11 protein-coding genes and 1 pseudogene are annotated in these 16,127 nt (G+C 74.3%); 4 read left to right on the plus strand and 8 right to left on the minus strand.

Translation table 11 applies throughout. The features are described 5' to 3' along the window. Nucleotides 1-64: 64 nt before the first annotated feature. Nucleotides 65-2,695, plus strand: a complete 2,631-nt coding sequence (locus OG702_RS16230) for a DEAD/DEAH box helicase (RefSeq protein WP_327289598.1) — start codon at nt 65-67, stop codon at nt 2,693-2,695. A gap of 48 nt (nt 2,696-2,743) precedes the next feature. On the opposite strand, the pseudogene OG702_RS16235 reads toward OG702_RS16230, so the two are convergent. The 6 genes and pseudogenes from OG702_RS16235 to ssd all read right to left on the minus strand — a co-directional run. Beyond that, nucleotides 2,744-3,019 (minus strand): annotated as a pseudogene (locus tag OG702_RS16235) (Rv3654c family TadE-like protein); the annotation flags it as partial. Beyond that, nucleotides 3,016-3,324 (minus strand): TadE family type IV pilus minor pilin, encoded by a 309-nt coding sequence (locus tag OG702_RS16240; RefSeq protein ID WP_327289599.1) that lies wholly within the window; start codon nt 3,322-3,324, stop codon nt 3,016-3,018. The gene OG702_RS16240 and the pseudogene OG702_RS16235, both read right to left, overlap by 4 nt. 178 nt (nt 3,325-3,502) lie before the next feature. Continuing rightward, nucleotides 3,503-3,781, minus strand: a complete 279-nt coding sequence (locus OG702_RS16245; protein ID WP_327289600.1) for a DUF4244 domain-containing protein — start codon at nt 3,779-3,781, stop codon at nt 3,503-3,505. 124 nt (nt 3,782-3,905) lie between these two features. Continuing rightward, entirely contained in the window at nt 3,906-6,077 is a 2,172-nt protein-coding gene (locus tag OG702_RS16250; protein WP_327289601.1) for a type II secretion system F family protein, read from the minus strand. Nucleotides 6,078-6,180: 103 nt separating this feature from the next. Further along, nucleotides 6,181-7,335: a TadA family conjugal transfer-associated ATPase gene (locus OG702_RS16255; RefSeq protein WP_327289602.1), complete on the minus strand. Its 1,155-nt coding sequence runs from the start codon at nt 7,333-7,335 to the stop codon at nt 6,181-6,183. Then, on the minus strand, nt 7,332-8,441 hold the full coding sequence (ssd, locus tag OG702_RS16260) for a septum site-determining protein Ssd (protein ID WP_327289603.1): 1,110 nt from the start codon (nt 8,439-8,441) through the stop codon (nt 7,332-7,334). Before ssd ends, OG702_RS16255 begins: the two co-directional genes overlap by 4 nt. Before the next feature lie 439 nt (nt 8,442-8,880). Here ssd and OG702_RS16265 point away from each other — a divergent pair, with 439 nt between their 5' ends. Continuing rightward, nucleotides 8,881-9,726: an HAD family hydrolase gene (locus OG702_RS16265; RefSeq protein ID WP_327293249.1), complete on the plus strand. Its 846-nt coding sequence runs from the start codon at nt 8,881-8,883 to the stop codon at nt 9,724-9,726. A gap of 381 nt (nt 9,727-10,107) precedes the next feature. On the opposite strand, the gene OG702_RS16270 is transcribed toward OG702_RS16265, so the two are convergent. Further along, nucleotides 10,108-10,968, minus strand: coding sequence for an oxidoreductase (locus OG702_RS16270; protein ID WP_327289604.1), 861 nt, complete (start codon nt 10,966-10,968; stop codon nt 10,108-10,110). Nucleotides 10,969-11,074: 106 nt separating this feature from the next. On the opposite strand from OG702_RS16270, the gene OG702_RS16275 reads away from it, so the two are divergent. After that, a complete protein-coding gene (locus OG702_RS16275; protein ID WP_327289605.1) occupies nt 11,075-12,109 on the plus strand; it encodes an ATP-binding protein in 1,035 nt (344 codons plus the stop codon). Here the strand turns inward: OG702_RS16275 and OG702_RS16280 are convergent. Continuing rightward, nucleotides 12,090-13,511: a hypothetical protein gene (locus OG702_RS16280; protein ID WP_327289606.1), complete on the minus strand. Its 1,422-nt coding sequence runs from the start codon at nt 13,509-13,511 to the stop codon at nt 12,090-12,092. The genes OG702_RS16275 and OG702_RS16280 overlap by 20 nt on opposite strands. A gap of 264 nt (nt 13,512-13,775) precedes the next feature. Here OG702_RS16280 and OG702_RS16285 point away from each other — a divergent pair, with 264 nt between their 5' ends. Further along, nucleotides 13,776-16,052 (plus strand): bifunctional SulP family inorganic anion transporter/carbonic anhydrase, encoded by a 2,277-nt coding sequence (locus OG702_RS16285; RefSeq protein WP_327289607.1) that lies wholly within the window; start codon nt 13,776-13,778, stop codon nt 16,050-16,052. Nucleotides 16,053-16,127: the final 75 nt, after the last annotated feature.

The following is a 16,127-nucleotide window of genomic DNA, read 5'->3' on the forward strand; positions in this document are numbered from 1 at the left end:
CGCAGTGGGCCAGCACGACGCCTTACTGCGTTTGTCCGTCACGCCGGTGACACACTGAGTGCCGATGGCCCAGGATCATCTTCCGCAGTCGGCGCACGGTCGCCCGTCCCCCCGCACCGCTCTGGAGCGGCTTGCCACGGGGGCAGACCGGTTTGCACGCATCACCCATACGGAGCACCTGCCCCCGCGGGTCGGACGTCATGCATCCTGGCCGGAGGGCATCAGGCCGGAGGTCGTGGCGGCCATCGCCGCCGGCGGGATCGACCATCCGTGGGAGCACCAGGCCCGCGCGGCGGAGCACGCCACCCGCGGCGAGTCGGTGGTGGTCGCCACCGGCACCGCGTCCGGCAAGTCGCTGGGCTATCTGGCGCCGGTGCTCAGCGCGCTGCTGGACGGTGTCGACTCGCCGGGCGCCGGCGGGCGTGGCGCCACCGCGCTGTACCTGGCGCCCACCAAGGCGCTCGCCGCCGACCAGCGGCGGGCCGTGAGCGCGCTGGCCGCGCCGCTGGGCACCGCGATCCGGCCCGCGGTCTACGACGGGGACACACCCGTCGAGGAGCGCGAGTGGGTCAGGCAGTACGCCACGTATGTGCTCACCAACCCGGACATGCTGCACCGCGGCATCCTTCCCGGGCACGCCCGCTGGTCCTCCTTCCTGCGCCATCTGCGCTACGTCGTGATCGACGAGTGCCACACCTACCGCGGTGTCTTCGGCTCGCACGTCGCCCAGGTGCTGCGCCGGCTGCGGCGGATCTGCGCCCGCTACGGTGCCGAGCCGGTCTTCCTGCTCGCCTCCGCCACCTCCGCCGACCCGGCGCGTGCCGCCACCCGGCTGACCGGGGTGCCGGTCGCCGAGGTCACCGACGACGCCTCGCCGCGCGGCGAGCTCGCCTTCGCCCTGTGGGAGCCGCCGCTGACCCGGCTGTCCGGCGAGCACGGGGCCCCGGTACGCCGCACCGCCACCGCCGAGGCCGCCGAACTGCTGACCGACCTGGTGCTCCAGGGTGTCCGCACGGTCGCCTTCGTCCGCTCCCGGCGTGGCGCGGAGATGGTCGCGGTGATCGCGCAGGAACGTCTCGCCGAGATCGACCGCTCGCTGCCGTCCCGGGTCGCCGCCTACCGCGGCGGCTACCTGCCCGAGGAGCGCCGCGCCCTCGAACGCGACCTGCACTCCGGCCGGCTGCTCGGCCTCGCCTCCACCTCCGCGCTGGAACTCGGCGTGGACATCTCCGGGCTCGACGCCGTCATCCTGGCCGGCTTCCCCGGCACCCGCGCCTCGCTGTGGCAGCAGGCCGGCCGGGCGGGGCGCTCGGGGCAGGGCGCGCTCGCGGTGATGGTCGGCCGCGACGACCCGCTCGACACGTATCTCGTCCACCACCCCGAGGCGATCTTCGAGCAGCCGGTCGAATCCACCGTCCTGGACCCGGACAATCCGTACGTCCTCGCGCCGCACCTGTGCGCGGCCGCCGCCGAGCTCCCGCTCACCGAGGACGACCTGCTGCTCTTCGGCCCCGAGGCGCCCGCGCTGGTCGCCCAGCTGGAACGGCGCGGGCTGCTGCGGCGCCGCGCCACCGGCTGGTACTGGACCCGCAGGGAGCGGGCAGCCGACCTCACCGACATCCGCGGCGAGGGCGGCAAGCCGGTCCAGGTCGTGGAGTCCTCGACCGGGCGGCTGCTCGGCACGGTGGACGCCTCCTCGGCCCACACCGCGGTGCACGACGGGGCCGTCCACCTCCACCAGGGCCGCAGCTACCTGGTCGAACGGCTCGACCTGGACGACAGCGTCGCCCTGGTCGCCCGCACCGACCCGCCCTACTCCACGATGGCGCGCGACACCACGGCCATCCGGGTCCTCTCCGCCGACATCGAGGAGCCGTGGGGGCAGGCCCGCATACACTTCGGCTCCGTCGAGGTCACCCACCAGGTGGTCTCCTACCTGCGCCGCCGGCTGCTGACGGGCGAGGTCCTCGGCGAGACCAAGCTCGACCTGCCGCCGCGCACCCTGCGCACCCGGGCCGTCTGGTGGACGGTCACCGACGAGCAGCTGGACGCCGCAGGCATCCACCCGGAGGAGCTGCCCGGCGCCCTGCACGCCGCCGAGCACGCCTCCATCGGCCTCCTGCCGCTCTTCGCCACCTGCGACCGCTGGGACATCGGCGGCGTGTCCGTACCGCTGCACGCGGACACCGGCCTCCCCACGGTCTTCGTCTACGACGGCCATCCGGGCGGCGCGGGCTTCGCCGAGCGCGCGTTCCACACCGCGCGCAGCTGGCTCACCGCCACCCGCGAGGCCATCGCGGCCTGCGAATGCGACTTCGGCTGCCCCTCCTGCGTCCAGTCCCCCAAGTGCGGCAACGGCAACGACCCCCTGGACAAGGCCGCCGCGATCCGCCTCCTGGACTGCCTCCTGTCCGCAGCCCCCACCCCCGGCTCCGGGCCAGGCCCCGACGCTGCCCTGCCCGCGCAGGGCGGCGAACCGGCCGCCGGGGACCCGCCGGGCGGCGAGGACGGCGCTCACGGTCCCGCCGGAGGCCGCGCTCTCCCCGGCCATGGCGGCGTCATGGCCGGGGACCCCCAGGGCAGCCAGGACGGCGCTCACAGTCCCGCCGGAGGCCGCGCAGCCCGCGACGCCCTGCCCGGGCCCTCGCGGCCGCCCGAGGGCGCGGACAGCGAGCGCCGGGGCGGCGTCGAATGACGGGCCCGCGCGGGAGCGCACCCTGGCTCCGCCGACTTCGGCCACCACGTCGGAGACCTCGCCGGTGACCGCGCAGGCGGCCAGCCGGACGCCCTGGGCCTCCGCAACCTCGGCAGCCAGCGCGCAGGCCCTGCTGCGGCCGTCCAGGGCGTGGTCGGCCGCCGCCAGGGCCGCGAGATCCGCTGCGGCCCCGGCCCGGTGCCGCAGCAGGACCGCCTGGCCGAGGAACAGCGCTGTCGCGAAGACGGTCAGCAGCACGGCGACGATCCCCAGCGACCACACCGTGGCCGATCCCCGGTCGCCCTGGCGCCCGGGCCCGGTCATGGCCCGTCACCCCCGCCCACCGTGTCCTCGGCCAGGGCGGCGGCGCGCGCCTTCAACGTGACGGGGAAGTGCGGCCAGGGCACGGTGACCCGCACGGTGACGAGGTCACCCTCCCGGCCCGCGCTCACCCGCGCCCCGGACGGCGCGGCCGCCCGCGCGACCTTGACCACGTCGGGGGCCGGCTCCGACCTGGCCGCCGCCCGCGCCCCGGCCCGGGCCGCGTCCACGCACTCGACCTGCGCCCCCACCGCCGCCACGCCCCAGACCAGCAGCCCGGCGAGCACCACCAGCACCGGGATGGTCATCGCGGTCTCCGCGGTGACGTACCCGCGCTCGTCCCGCCCGACGGATGCGGATCCGCGGCCTGGGGCCGGGCCGGGGCTGGGGTTTGGGCCGGGGCTGGGGTTTGGGCCGGGCCGCGGGCCCGGACCCGGCTGCGCGCCGGGGCCGGATCCGGGACCTGTGCGTCGACCTGCGCGCCGGTCAGAACGACGCATGGAGTGCCTTCTCGATCACCGCGGTGAGCGCGGACCGCACGGGCCCGCTGGTCACGATCTTGTAGAGCACCGCCGCGAAGCCGCACGCGGCGATCGTCCCGACGGCGTATTCCGCGGTGCTCATACCCGCCTCCGCGGCCGCCCGGCAGCTGCGCATCCTGCGGTCCCACCACGCCGGGCGGCGGCGGGCGCCGATCCTGCGGCTGTTCAGGTCGAGTGGCTGCGGCACGGTCTTCTTCGCCGCGGTGACCTTGGTAATGGTCATGATCATTTCCTCCTGTTGTGGTTGTTCTCTGGGCCGGTCCGGGACCCGCCCAGGACCGATTCGGGGCGCACGGAACCACGCCCCCTGGGTGTGTGAATTCAGTGGCGGCCTGCGCCGGGCGGCGTCAGCCGTTGCCTGCGCCGAGGACCCTCCCCGCCAGGCCGATCACCACCGGCACGACGCCGACCAGCAGAAAGGCAGGCAGGAAGCACAGGCCAAGCGGTGCGGTGGCCAGTACCGCGGCGCGTCTGGCCCCCGCCAGAGCGGTGCGCCCGTTCGCGGCGCGCAGGTCCGCGGCCAGCCGGGACATCTCCGCCACCGGCGCGCTGCCGGTCAGGGAGGCGCGGGCCAGGCACCGGCCCATCTCGCGGGCGGCGGGCAGCCTCCCGAAGCGCTCCCAGCACTCCGCTGGGTCCCCGCCGAGCCGCAACTCGGCCTGAGCCCGTATCAGCGCGGCTCCCAGCGGCCCGCCGAGACAGCCGCCCACCGCCCCGGCCGCCTCTCCCGGGCTCGCGCCGGCCGCCAGGCAGGCAGCCATCAGATCAGCGCACAGCGGCAGTTGCGCGGGATCGGGCTCCGGAGCCGCCCCCTGGCCGCCTGCGGCCCTCGGACGGTCGCGAAGCACCCGCCCGACCCCGGCCGCCGCCAGCAGCCCCACAAGGGCGCCCAGCGCCCCTCCGACGACCGCTCCCGCCCCGATCCCGGCCACCGCCGCGGGGCCCCAGCGGCGTAGCGGGCCGCCGAGCGCTTGCCGCAGCCGTTCGGACTCCCGCCGGCGCGGGCGGACCTCGCCGAGCGCCGCGGACAGCCGCCTGACCCGTTTCCGCTGGCGTCCACCGTCGACGGCGACGGCCAGCGCCCCGCCGGCCGCGGCGAGCAGCGCCACCGCTGTCCCCAGGCTGTGGACAGACGTGGCCCCCGCGAGGCCCACCACGCCCAGTGCCCACGGCCCACGGTCCACCCGGTCCGCACCGTCCAGCAGCCGTGCGCGGTCCGGCAGCACCCGTCGACCCGGGGCACCAGCTCCGCCATCAACGCCGCCCTGCCCGGCCCGCACCCCGCCGGACTGCGGCGACACCCCGGCCGGAGCTCCCCCGGGGTACTGCGACACCCCTGCCTGCACTCCGCCGGACCACGGCGACACCGTGGCCGAGACTCCCCCGGACCGCGGCGGCAACCCGGCCGGGAATCCCCCGGAATACGGCGGCACCCCGGCCGGGAATCCCCCGGAACCCGGCAGCGGCACCGGACCACCGCCCGGCCCTCCCGCCGCCCCGGCGCGACCGGCTCCCGAGCCCGCGGCATGCCCGCTTTCGGCCGCCCGGATGATGCGGGCCGTCCAGGCGAGCCCCGCCCATTCCAGGGAGCCGCCCACCAGCAGGCACAGCAGGCCGGTCGGGGTGTGCAGCAGGATCTGCGCCGGGCGGGCGCCGAGCCCCGCGCCCAGCACCACTCCGAAGACCGGCAGCAGGGCGAGCAGCCCCGCCGTGGAGCGAGGTCCGGCCAACTGTGCCCGCAGGTCGTCGCGTTGGTCGGCCTCGGCCCGCAGTGCTGCCGCCAGCCGGTCGAGCGCGGCGGCCAGGCCAGCGCCACCGTCCAGGGCGACCTGCCAGCAGGCCGCCACCGCGGCCAGGCCCCGCGTGCCCTCCGAGAGCCTGGCGGCCGCCCGCAGCGCCTGCGGGACGTCGCCACCGAACCTCGCTGCCGACAGCAGCAGCCGGGCGGCGCCGGAGAGCTCGGGCACCCCGGGCCAGCCGGCCGCCTCGATCGTGTCGCCGAGAGCGGCATGCGGCGGGCGGCCCGCCCGCAGGTCACCGGCCAGGGCGCCGCACAACGCACCCACCGCCGTGGCACCGCGTTCGGCCGCTGCCCGCTCGGCCCGCCGCCGCAGCGCCCGCCCGGCCAGCGGCACGGCGGCGATCCCGGCGACGAACGGCAACACCGAACCGGTCGCCGCTCCGACCACTGCCCCAGCTGGCAGGCACAGCGCCTCAACGCGGGCCCACCAGCCCAGCCGGGTCGCATATCCGTGCCACCGGCCCTGCCCGCCACCGTCCCGCTGCGTGGCATACCGCTCCAGGCGCCGGCGCAGCCCCAGGGCCACCTCCCGCAGCCGCTCCCCCGGTTTCGGGCCCGAACCGCCCGCCGCCCGTCGCAGCCGCAGGCTTTCCGGCCGGGCTCCGCCGAGCATCCGCCGCGCCCGGCGGCGCGGCCGACCGCCCTCCATCGCCGTCCACAGCAGCACGCAGCCGCACAGCACAGCGGCCCACACCACCGCCATCGGATCGTTCCTCACGGCGCACCCCCGTATCCGGCGCCCCGAATCCGCCACACACCGGCCACCGGTGCGCGCCGGCCGGTCCGGCCGCGGGTCCCTTCGACCGGGCCGCAGGCCGCCCTCATGCCGCACCCCGCTCGCACAGCCGGGCCAACCGCTGCCAGCCCGGGCCGTGTTCGAACCGGCCGCGCCCATCGCGGAGCAGCGCGGGCACGGTGCCGACCAGGCCGTCGGTGCCGCGATGCAGCACATGGATCTCGGCGACCCGGCGCGTGCCCGCGGTGTCGCGGGCCAGGTGGATGACCAGGGACAGTGCCGCCGCCAACTGGCTGTGCAGGGCCGCCCGGTCGAGGCCCGCGGTCGAGCCGAGCGCTTCCAGCCGGGCCGGGACGTCTGCCGCGGCGTTGGCGTGCACGGTGCCGCAGCCGCCTTCATGACCCGTGTTCAAGGCGCTCAGCAGGTCGGTGACCTCAGGGCCGCGCACCTCGCCCACCACCAACCGGTCGGGCCGCATCCGCAGCGCCTGCCGGACCAGGTCCCGCAGCGTGACCTCACCCGCGCCCTCCTGATTGGCCGGCCGGCTCTCCAGCCGGACGACATGCGGGTGGTCGGGCCGCAACTCGGCGGAGTCCTCGGCGAGCACGATGCGTGCGGCGGGGTCGACCAGGCCGAGCAGGCAGCTCAGCAAGGTCGTCTTGCCCGAGCCGGTGCCGCCGCTGATCATGAACGACAGCCGGGCGTCGAGCACCGCACGCAACAGCGTGGCGGTCTGGGCGTCCAGCGTGCCCGCGGCGACCAGTTCAGCGAGGGTGAAGGCGCGCGAGCGCACCACCCGCAGCGACAGGCAGGGCGATCCGACGACGACCGGCGGCAGCACCGCGTGCAGCCTGGTGCCGTCCGGCAGCCGGGCGTCGACCCACGGTCGCGCGTCGTCCAGCCGCCGGCCCGCGCTGGTGGCCAGTCGCTGGGCGAGCCGGCGGACGGCGGCGGTGTCGGCGAAGCGGACGGTGCCGCGTTCCAGGCCGCGGCCGCGGTCGATCCACACCTCGTCGGGGCCGTTGACCAGGATGTCGGTCACCTGAGGGTCCGCCAGCAGCGGCTCCAGCGGCCCCGCGCCGACCAGTTCCGACCTGAGCGCGCCGACCACGCCGAGCACTTCGGTGTCCCCGAGCAGCCGACCCTGGGCGCGCAGCGCGGCGGCGACCCGTGCTGGCGTCGCCTCGCCCCCGTGCTCGGCGAGCCTGAGCCGTACGGCGTCGAGCAGTTCGGCGCTCATACCGGCACGCTCCCGCCGCCCGCGAGTGCCTGCGCGAGGAACGCGGTGCAGAAACGGGCCAGTGGCCCGCGCCCGGACGAGCCCGGCGGTCCGCCGCCGCTGAGTGCGTCCACCGCCCGGCTCTCCAGGGGCAGTTCGCCGGCCAGTGGGAGGCCGACGAGCCTGGCGGTCTCCCGGTCGTCGAGCCCGGCCGCGAAGGGGCCGCGGGCCACCACCCGCAGGTCTTTCAGGACCATGCTGACGGCTGCGGCGACCCGGGTGGCGGCCGCGACCGCCCGCAGTTCGGCCGGCACGACCAGCAGTCCGACGTCGATCTGCGCCAGCGTCTCGGCGACCGCCTCGTCCACCCGGCGCGGCAGGTCGACCACCACCACCCCGCCGCGCCGCCGGGCGGCCCCCAGCACGGACCGCATGGCCTGTGCGGGGATGAGCACGGAGTCCCCGCGGTCCCAACTGAGCACGCTCAGCGATTCGAGCCGCGGCAGCGACTCCTCCAGCGCTCCGCTGTTCACCCGGCCCCGCGAATCCGCGAGGTCGGGCCAGCGCAGGCCGCCGGTCCGCTCCGCGCCGACCAGGATGTCCAGGCCACCGCCGAGGGGATCGCCGTCGACCAGCATGGTGCGCCGGCCGGCCCGCGCCGCCGTGACGGCGAGGGCGCAGGCCAGAGTGCTGGCGCCGGCGCCGCCGCGGCCGCCCACCACCCCGATGGTCAGGGCGGGTTGGCCGACCCCTTCGGCGATGTCGGCGATGCGGTCGACCAGCCAGGTCTCCGCGTCGGGCAGCAGCAGCACGTGGTCGGCCCCGATGTCGAGCGCCCTGCGCCAGACCTCGGAGTCGTCCAGGTCGCGCCCGATGAGCAGGACGCCCTTGCGGCGGGCTGCCCCGCGGACCCGCTCGGTCGCCTCCGCGCCCACCAGGACCAGTGGCGCGCTGTCCCAACTCGACGCGCGTGGCGGTGCGGTGAAGACGACTTCCGGTTCTGAACCGGCTGCCGCGCACAGTCGCAGCAGGTCGTCGAGAAGCCTTTCGTCCTCCGTGACAATCAGCGGTCCGCCGGGGCGTTCAGCGGTGACCCGCGGTGGCTCGGGCGTGTTGGATCCGAACATTTCTCTGTCCCCCGTCGCGTGAGATGCGAGCACGGCGTGCGTCGCTGAGTTCAGCTTGGGGGGAGAAGCGGGAATTGAGATGATCTTGGTCGGAATCTGTGGACAACTCGGCGATTGTGGATAACCCGCCACCCACATGGGTGACTTCGCACCGAACGGGCAACGATTACGGACCGTCACACGTCGTACCCATCGGAGCCCGCACGCGCACGAAGGAGACCGGCATGGACAAGCAGGGTACGCGACCCGGCCGAGAGCGGCAGAAACGGGTCCGGACATGCGACGACCCCCGCCGGGGGGGAGAGCGGGGGTCGTCCCCACGGTCCGACTCGGGGGGGGAGGAGCCAGACCGGGTTAGCACGGTCGCGAACGATCCGTGACTTCCATGGTGTACCCGATGGCCTCCGAGAGCAAACCCACGCGCCTGGCCTTACGCCGAATGGTGGTTGCCTATGCTCGTCCTGTGGAAAACCACCTGCCACCGCGCACCGCGGCGTTCTTCGATCTCGACAAGACCGTGATCGCCAAGTCCAGCACGCTCGCCTTCGGGCGATCCTTCTACCAGGGCGGCCTCATCAACAGGCGCGCAGTTTTGCGCACCGCATATGCCCAGTTCGTGTACTTGGTCGGCGGGGCAGATCACGACCAGATGGAAGGCATGCGCAAATATCTCTCCGAGCTCTGCCGCGGCTGGAATGTCCAGCAGGTGCGGGAGATCGTCGCCGAGACCCTGCACGACCTGATCGACCCGATCATCTACGACGAGGCCGCCTCGCTCATCGAGGAGCACCACGCCGCGGGCCGCGATGTGGTGATCGTCAGCGCTTCCGGCTCCGAGGTGGTCGAACCGATCGGCGAGATGCTCGGCGCCGACCATGTGGTGGCCACCCGGATGGTGGTGAAGGACGGGGCCTACAACGGCGACATCGAGCACTACGTCTACGGTCCAGCGAAGGCCGAGGCCATCGAGATCCTCGCCCGCTCGGAGGGCTACGACCTGGAGCGGTGCTTCGCCTACAGCGATTCGGTGACCGACATTCCCATGCTGGAATCGGTCGGCCACCCCTATGCGGTCAATCCGGACCGGGCGCTGCGCCGGGAGGCCGCCGCGCGCGAGTGGCCGGTGCTCACTTTCAGCCGCCCGGTGCGGCTGAACCAGCGCATCCCGTCGCTGTCGATGCCGCCGGCGCCGGTGCTCGCGGTGGCCGCGGTGGGGGCCGCGGCCGCCACCGCGGGGCTGGTCTGGCTGGCGGCACGACGACGCCGACCGGTCAGTATGTCCTGATTCGACCCACGTAAAGAAGCACCGCGGGGGGTTCCACTCCCGGCCGGTCGGCGGTAAAAAGGTGGTAGCGGCCCGCGAGACCACGGACTTCCGAGAGGAAGACCGCAGTTCACAGCAGTAGGCCACACGGACCGAGCACGAAAGCCGGGCACCCACGCGTAGCCGACCCGCCAACCGGGCCAGCCGCACCAGGCCACGGGCGATGTCCCGACCTGATGGGCAGAATTCGCGCACGCACTGGTAACTCGGCGGACGTGCCGGCGGCGGCACCTCACGGTGCCGCCGCAACACTTTCCGGCCACCGCCCACCGCCCACCGCGACACCATGGGCGCACGGGGCGAGGGCCGGTCATCGTCGTAGGACGAGCGCGGGGGCCGCGCTCAGGCCGCGCCGCGCTGCAGGGCCTCGCAGACGGCCACGCTCTCGCGGACACCCACTTCCAGCGCCCGCCCGCAGTGACCGATCCAGACCGCCATCCCCTCCGGGGTGCCCGAGGCGTAGCCCTCCAGTGCCCGCAGGTAGCCGGCCTTGCCCAGCTCCGCGTAGCCGACCTCGGCCGGGCAGATGGACTTGGGGTCAAGGCCGCTGCCGATCAGCACGATGCGCTCGGCGGCCCGCGCCACCGGGCCGTTGAAGGAGCCGAAGGGGCGCAGGCAGAGCAGTTCGCCGTGCACGACCGCCGCGACCACCAGTGCGGGCGCCGCGGTGCCGCCCAGCAGCAGCGCGGTCAGACCGTCCAGCCTGGCGTTGACCTCGGGGGGCTCCGGCAGGTCGACCTCGGCCACCGAGATCAGCGGCTCGTCCACCGGCTCGCCGGCGAGCCTGGGCCGGCCGACCGTGTCGTCCACAGCCGCGCCGCTCGCGGCCACCAGATGGAGCCTGGCCAGCGCCTGCATGGGTGAGCGACGCCACACGCCGAGCAGCCGGCCCGCCTCGGCGGTCAGCCGCAGCGCCGCGCCGACCGTGCGGGCCTGGTCGTCAGCGGAGAAGTCGCTGCGCCTGCGGACCTCCTCCAGCGGCCAGTCGGCGCCGGCCAGCGCGGCCGACCCGCGGGCTCCGCGCAGCGCCGCCTCGGATGTCACCTCGTCCGACCGGCGGCGCATCACCCGGTGTCCGTAGAGGTTGTCCACAGCCTGCCGGACAGCGTCAACGGCGGCCGGCACGCCGGGCAGCGTGCCGAGTACGACCATCGGGTCGGTGGACAGCCCCGGGGCGGCGGACGGATCAGCGTTCGTAGCCATGCCCACGACCCTACGCACCGGGCGAGAGGGCGATCGACCACGTTCGAGTGGCCTTCCCCACTTCACTCAGCCATTCTCCGTAATCGTCCGACTACGCTTTGCGAACATGAAGATCGCTTTCGTCGGAAAGGGCGGCAGCGGCAAGACCACGCTGTCGTCGCTGTTCATCCGTCATCTCGCCGCCGCCCGTGTCCCGGTCGTCGCCGTCGACGCCGACATCAACCAGCACCTCGGCCCGGCGCTCGGCCTCACCGAGGACGCCGCCGCGGCACTGCCCGCGCTCGGTGCGCATCTGCCGGAGATCAAGGAGTATCTGCGCGGCACCAACCCGCTGATCACCTCGGCCGAGACGATGATCAAGACCACTCCGCCCGGGCCGGGTTCCCGGCTGCTGCGGCTCACCGGCGACGACGACAATCTCGTGCACGCCGCCTGCGCGCGCCCGGTTGTGCTCGACGACGGGTGCGTGCGGCTGATGGTGACCGGCCCCTTCACCGAATCCGACCTGGGCGTCGCCTGCTACCACTCCAAGGTCGGCGCGGTCGAGCTGTATCTGAACCATCTGGTGGACGGCCGGGAGGATTATCTGGTCGTCGACATGACCGCCGGCAGCGACTCCTTCGCCTCCGGGATGTTCACCCGTTTCGACCTGACCTTCCTGGTGGCGGAGCCGACCCGCAAGGGTGTCGCCGTCTACCGGCAGTATCGGGACCACGCCCGGGACTTCGGCGTCGCGCTCGCCGTGATCGGCAACAAGGTGCAGGGTGAGGACGATCTGGCCTTCCTGCGCGCCGAGGTAGGGGACGACCTGCTGGTGGCCGTCGGCCACTCGGACTGGGTACGCGCGATGGAGAAGGGCTGCCCGCCCCGTTTCGCGCTGCTTGAGGAGGCCAACCGCCGCGCCCTGGGCACGATGTACGAGCAGGCGGACGCCGCGTACGAGCGGCGCGACTGGGCGCGCTACACCGGGCAGATGGCGCACTTCCACCGCAAGAACGCGGAGAGCTGGGGAAACGCGAAGACCGGCGCCGACCTGGCAGCCCAGATCGACCCCGGCTTCGTGCTCGACGAATCCGCGCTCGGCGCCCCCGCGGTCCTGGACCACGGCAGGTCCGAAGCGGTCAGCGCCCAGTCGGCCTGACCGCCGCCGACGGCTCCCCCGGGGCCACGGGCGCCCCGGGCGCGGCCGGCGACGCGGGCGGAGCCGGCGTCCCGCGGAGATAGGCGGCCCAGCCGTCCTTCGGCGCCTGGCCGACGTCGAGGCTCCGCAGCCGGGCCAGCACCTGCGGGTCCTGCAGGTCCAGCCAGTCGGCGAGCTGCTTGAAGGACACGCACTGCACTTCGTGCTGCCCGCACAGCTCCCTGGCGGCGTCCTCCACAGCGTTGAGGTAGGCGCCGCCGTTCCACGACTCCAGGTGGCTGCCGATCACGAGCGGTGCGCGGTTGCCGCGGTAGGCCCGGTCGAAGCCGGCGACCAGGCCGTCGTGCATCTGCTCGCTCCAGGCGGCGTGCTGCTCCCGGTCCGCGGTCCCGGCGTCCGGCGTGCCCGACTGGACGGACAGGAAGCCGTCGTCACTCGACAGCGTCTCGATGTCCCGCCCGGGGACCGGGACGTCCTGCAGCGGGAAGTGCCACAGCCCGTCCGCATTCGCCGGCCAGATCTGCGGCTGGCCCGCGGCGTCCGCGGTGTAGCGGAATCCGGCCGCCTTGGCCGCGGGGGGCAGTCCGGCCGGGTCGGTACGGCAGGGGGCGCGCCCGCCGACGACCTCCTTCGCGTAGTCGAAGGGCAGCGGATCGAGCGCGGTGAGGCCGGTGTTGGTCTTCCAGTGCTGGGCGAAGTCCTGCGCCTGCCGGATCTCGCCGGACCACTCCTCGGCCGTCCAGACCCCGGGTCCGCTCTCTGCGGCGTCCTCGGCTCCGACACCGCCCGCGTCGCCCGCGGCAGGCGCGGCAGGCGCGGCAGGCGCGGCAGGCGCGGCGGCGGCCGGGTCGGCGGCGTCGCCGTCCTGGCCGCAGAAGTGGCCGTTGAAGTACGTCCCGATCTCGCTGCCGTCCGCCCAGGCGAGCCGCAGTTCGTGCAGCGTGTCGGCGATGGTCGCCCGGTCGCCGAGGCCGGTGTCCGAGGTGCCGCGCGGACGGCGCGGCGGCGTGTAGAGGTCCTTGTGGTCAGCGGGCAGGAGGGTGACGCCGCTGAGGAAGTACGTCATCGCCGCGTCGTCGCGCTCGCCGAAGCCTCGGACGTAGGACAGCAGCCGCCGGGCGTCCTCGACCGCGCCGTCCCAGGAGAAGACGACGAACTGCGGGGGCTTCTCGCCGGGGCGCAGCCGGTGGAAGTCCGGTTGGTGCGGCTGCGGGCCGGCGTCGGCGGTGGAGCCGTCGCCGATCGACCGCAGCACCCGGGGCGCCTGCGGCACGGCCTCGATCCCGGGCCCGCCGGGGCCGTCCGAGCCGTGGCGGCCGTCCGCGCCCGCGGAGCAGGCGGTGGCGCCCAGGGCCAGCACGGCGGCCACGCCTGCGGCGAGCAGGGTCGGCGTCTTGCGCACGGAGTGCATTCGTACCTCGTATCGCAGGGGGTCGGCGCGGGTGGGCACAGGGCGATCCCAAGGTGGCACGGTCACCCCGTGTCGCCGAGTCGACCGACCCGTTCATCTACTGAATCACTCGATAGCAGTAAATAGGCCCCCGATCCGACCTCTGGACTTCACTCTCCGCATTCGGTCCATTACTGTTCATTTACCGGCTCTTGAGCGTAGCGAGTGATGACACTGCGCTACCGAGTCCCGCCGCCCACCGAAGGAGACGGGAAAATGAGACTCCGCAGAAATCTCCATCGATCCGATCTGTCCGCCTCGATCACGGTCTTCCTGATCGCTGTCCCCCTGTCGCTCGGCCTCGCGCTGGCGACCGGCGCGCCCCTGCAGTCGGGCCTGGTCGCCGCGGCCGTCGGCGGTATCGTCGCCGGCCTGCTCGGCGGAGCGCCGCTCCAGGTCAGCGGCGCCGCCACCAGCCTCGTCGTGATCACCGCCGATCTCGTCCAGCGGTACGGCTGGCGGGCCACCTGCGCCGTCACCGTGCTCGCCGGGCTCCTGCAGTTGCTGCTCGGGGTGCTGCGGGTGGCCAGGGCCGCGCTGGCGGTGAGCCCGGCCATCGTGCACGGCATGCTGGCCGGCATCGGTACGGTCATCGCCGTCGGCCAGCTGCACGTCGTGCTCGGCGGCAGCCCGCAGAATTCGACCGTCGACAACATCGCGGCGCTGCCCGGCCAGTTGATCGACAGTCATCCCGCCACACCTGTCATCGGCGCGATCACCGTGATCGTCGTGCTCGGCTGGCCCCGGCTGAGAGGCCGGGCGGGCGGGGCGCTGCGGAAGATCCCGGCGCCGCTCGCCGCCGTCGCGCTCTCCACGCTGGCCGCCGCGAGCCTGACGGTGCCGCGGGTCGAGCTGCCCGCCTGGCAGACGCCCGCGCTGCCCTCGCTGCCGGAAGGGCCGGTCCTCGGGGTGGCCACGGTGGTGCTGACGGTGACCCTGGTGGCGAGCATGGAGTCGCTGCTGTCGGCAGTCGCGGTGGACGCGCTGCAGGCCCGACGGCAGGCTGGCGCCCAGGTCGCCCCGGCGAAGCTGGATCGCGAGCTGCTGGGCCAGGGCGCCGCCAACGTGCTGTCCGGGATGCTCGGCGGGATGCCGATCGCCGGCGGCGCCATGCGCGGCTCGGCCAATGTCGAGGCCGGGGCGCGGTCACGGCGGGCCACCGTGCTGCACGGGGTGTGGGTGCTGCTGTGCGCCGGGCTCGCGGGACGCGCCCTCGAAGCGATCCCGCTGGCGTCGCTGGCCGCGCTGGTGATGCTGGTCGGGGTGCGGATGGTGAGCTTCGCGCACATCCGCCACGTCCAGCGGCACCGCGAATTCCCGGTGTACGCGGCCACGCTGGGCACGGTGGTGGTCTTCGGTGTGCTGCAGGGCGTGCTGGCGGGCGGCGCGATGGCCGTCGTCCTGGCGCTGCGCAGGCTCACCCGGACCCGGGTCACCGTGACCGAGGAGCCGCGGGGCCACCGGGTGCGGGTGAGCGGCCAGTTGACATTCCTCGCGGTGCCGCGCCTGACCCGGGCGTTCGCGCAGGTGCCGGACGGGGCCGACGTCGTGGTGGAGCTGGACGGCTCGTTCATGGACCACGCCGCGTACGAGGCGCTGCGCGGCTGGGGCGCCCGGCACCGCTCGCGCGGCGGGCAAGCGGTGTTCGGCGACGGCGTGGGACGAGCCGTCAGCGAGCCGCTCAGCGCGCAGGCCTGCCGTCCGTGGACGCCCTGGCGCAACCACCACTGCACCCGGTCGGAAGTGGTGCCGGCCACCAGCGGTGGGCAGTTGCTCGGCGGGGTGAGCGCCTTCCAGCGCAACACCGCACCGCTGGTCCGCGAGGAGCTGGCCCGGCTGGCACGCGAAGGGCAGCGCCCCGGGCAGCTGTTCATCACCTGCGCGGACTCCCGGCTGGTCACCAGCATGATCACCTCAAGCGGCCCGGGAGATCTGTTCACGGTCCGCAACGTCGGGAATCTGATGCCGCCACCGGGCTCCGACGCCTCGTGCGACTCGGTGGCCGCCGCGGTGGAGTACGCCGTGGACGTGCTGGAGGTCTCCAGCATCACGGTGTGCGGGCACTCGGGGTGCGGTGCGATGCAGGCGCTGCTGGGCTCCGACCACGAGCCGGGAGCGCAGACCCCGCTGGCGCGGTGGCTGCGGCACGGCAGACCGAGCCTGGCGCGGCTGTCCAGGACCGGGCCGCTGGGACGCGGTGAAGTGGCCCTCGCCGAGCGGCCGGTGGCCGACGACCAGGAGCGCCTCAGCCTCGTCAACGTGGTGCAGCAACTGGATCATCTGATGGCTCACCCGTGCGTGGCCCGCCGGGTGGCGGAGGGCGCGCTCCAGCTGCACGGCATGTACTTCCACGTCGGGGAGGCGCAGGCGTACATCCTGGACGGCTCGACCGGGGTGTTCGCGGCGGTGGCCCCGGAGGCCGGAGCGCCCGCGGTGCCGGTGGCCGGACGCGGACCGGAGCCCGAGGCGTACGGGCTGGCCACAAAGGTCTAAACCATTTCGCAGGGAACCCTTGTCAGGGTGCGCCAGGACTGATGAGGTAGTGCTGGGACATCTGGGTCACCCTGA

The sequence above is a fragment of the Streptomyces sp. NBC_01198 genome, from assembly GCF_036010485.1.
Taxonomy (GTDB): domain Bacteria; phylum Actinomycetota; class Actinomycetes; order Streptomycetales; family Streptomycetaceae; genus Actinacidiphila.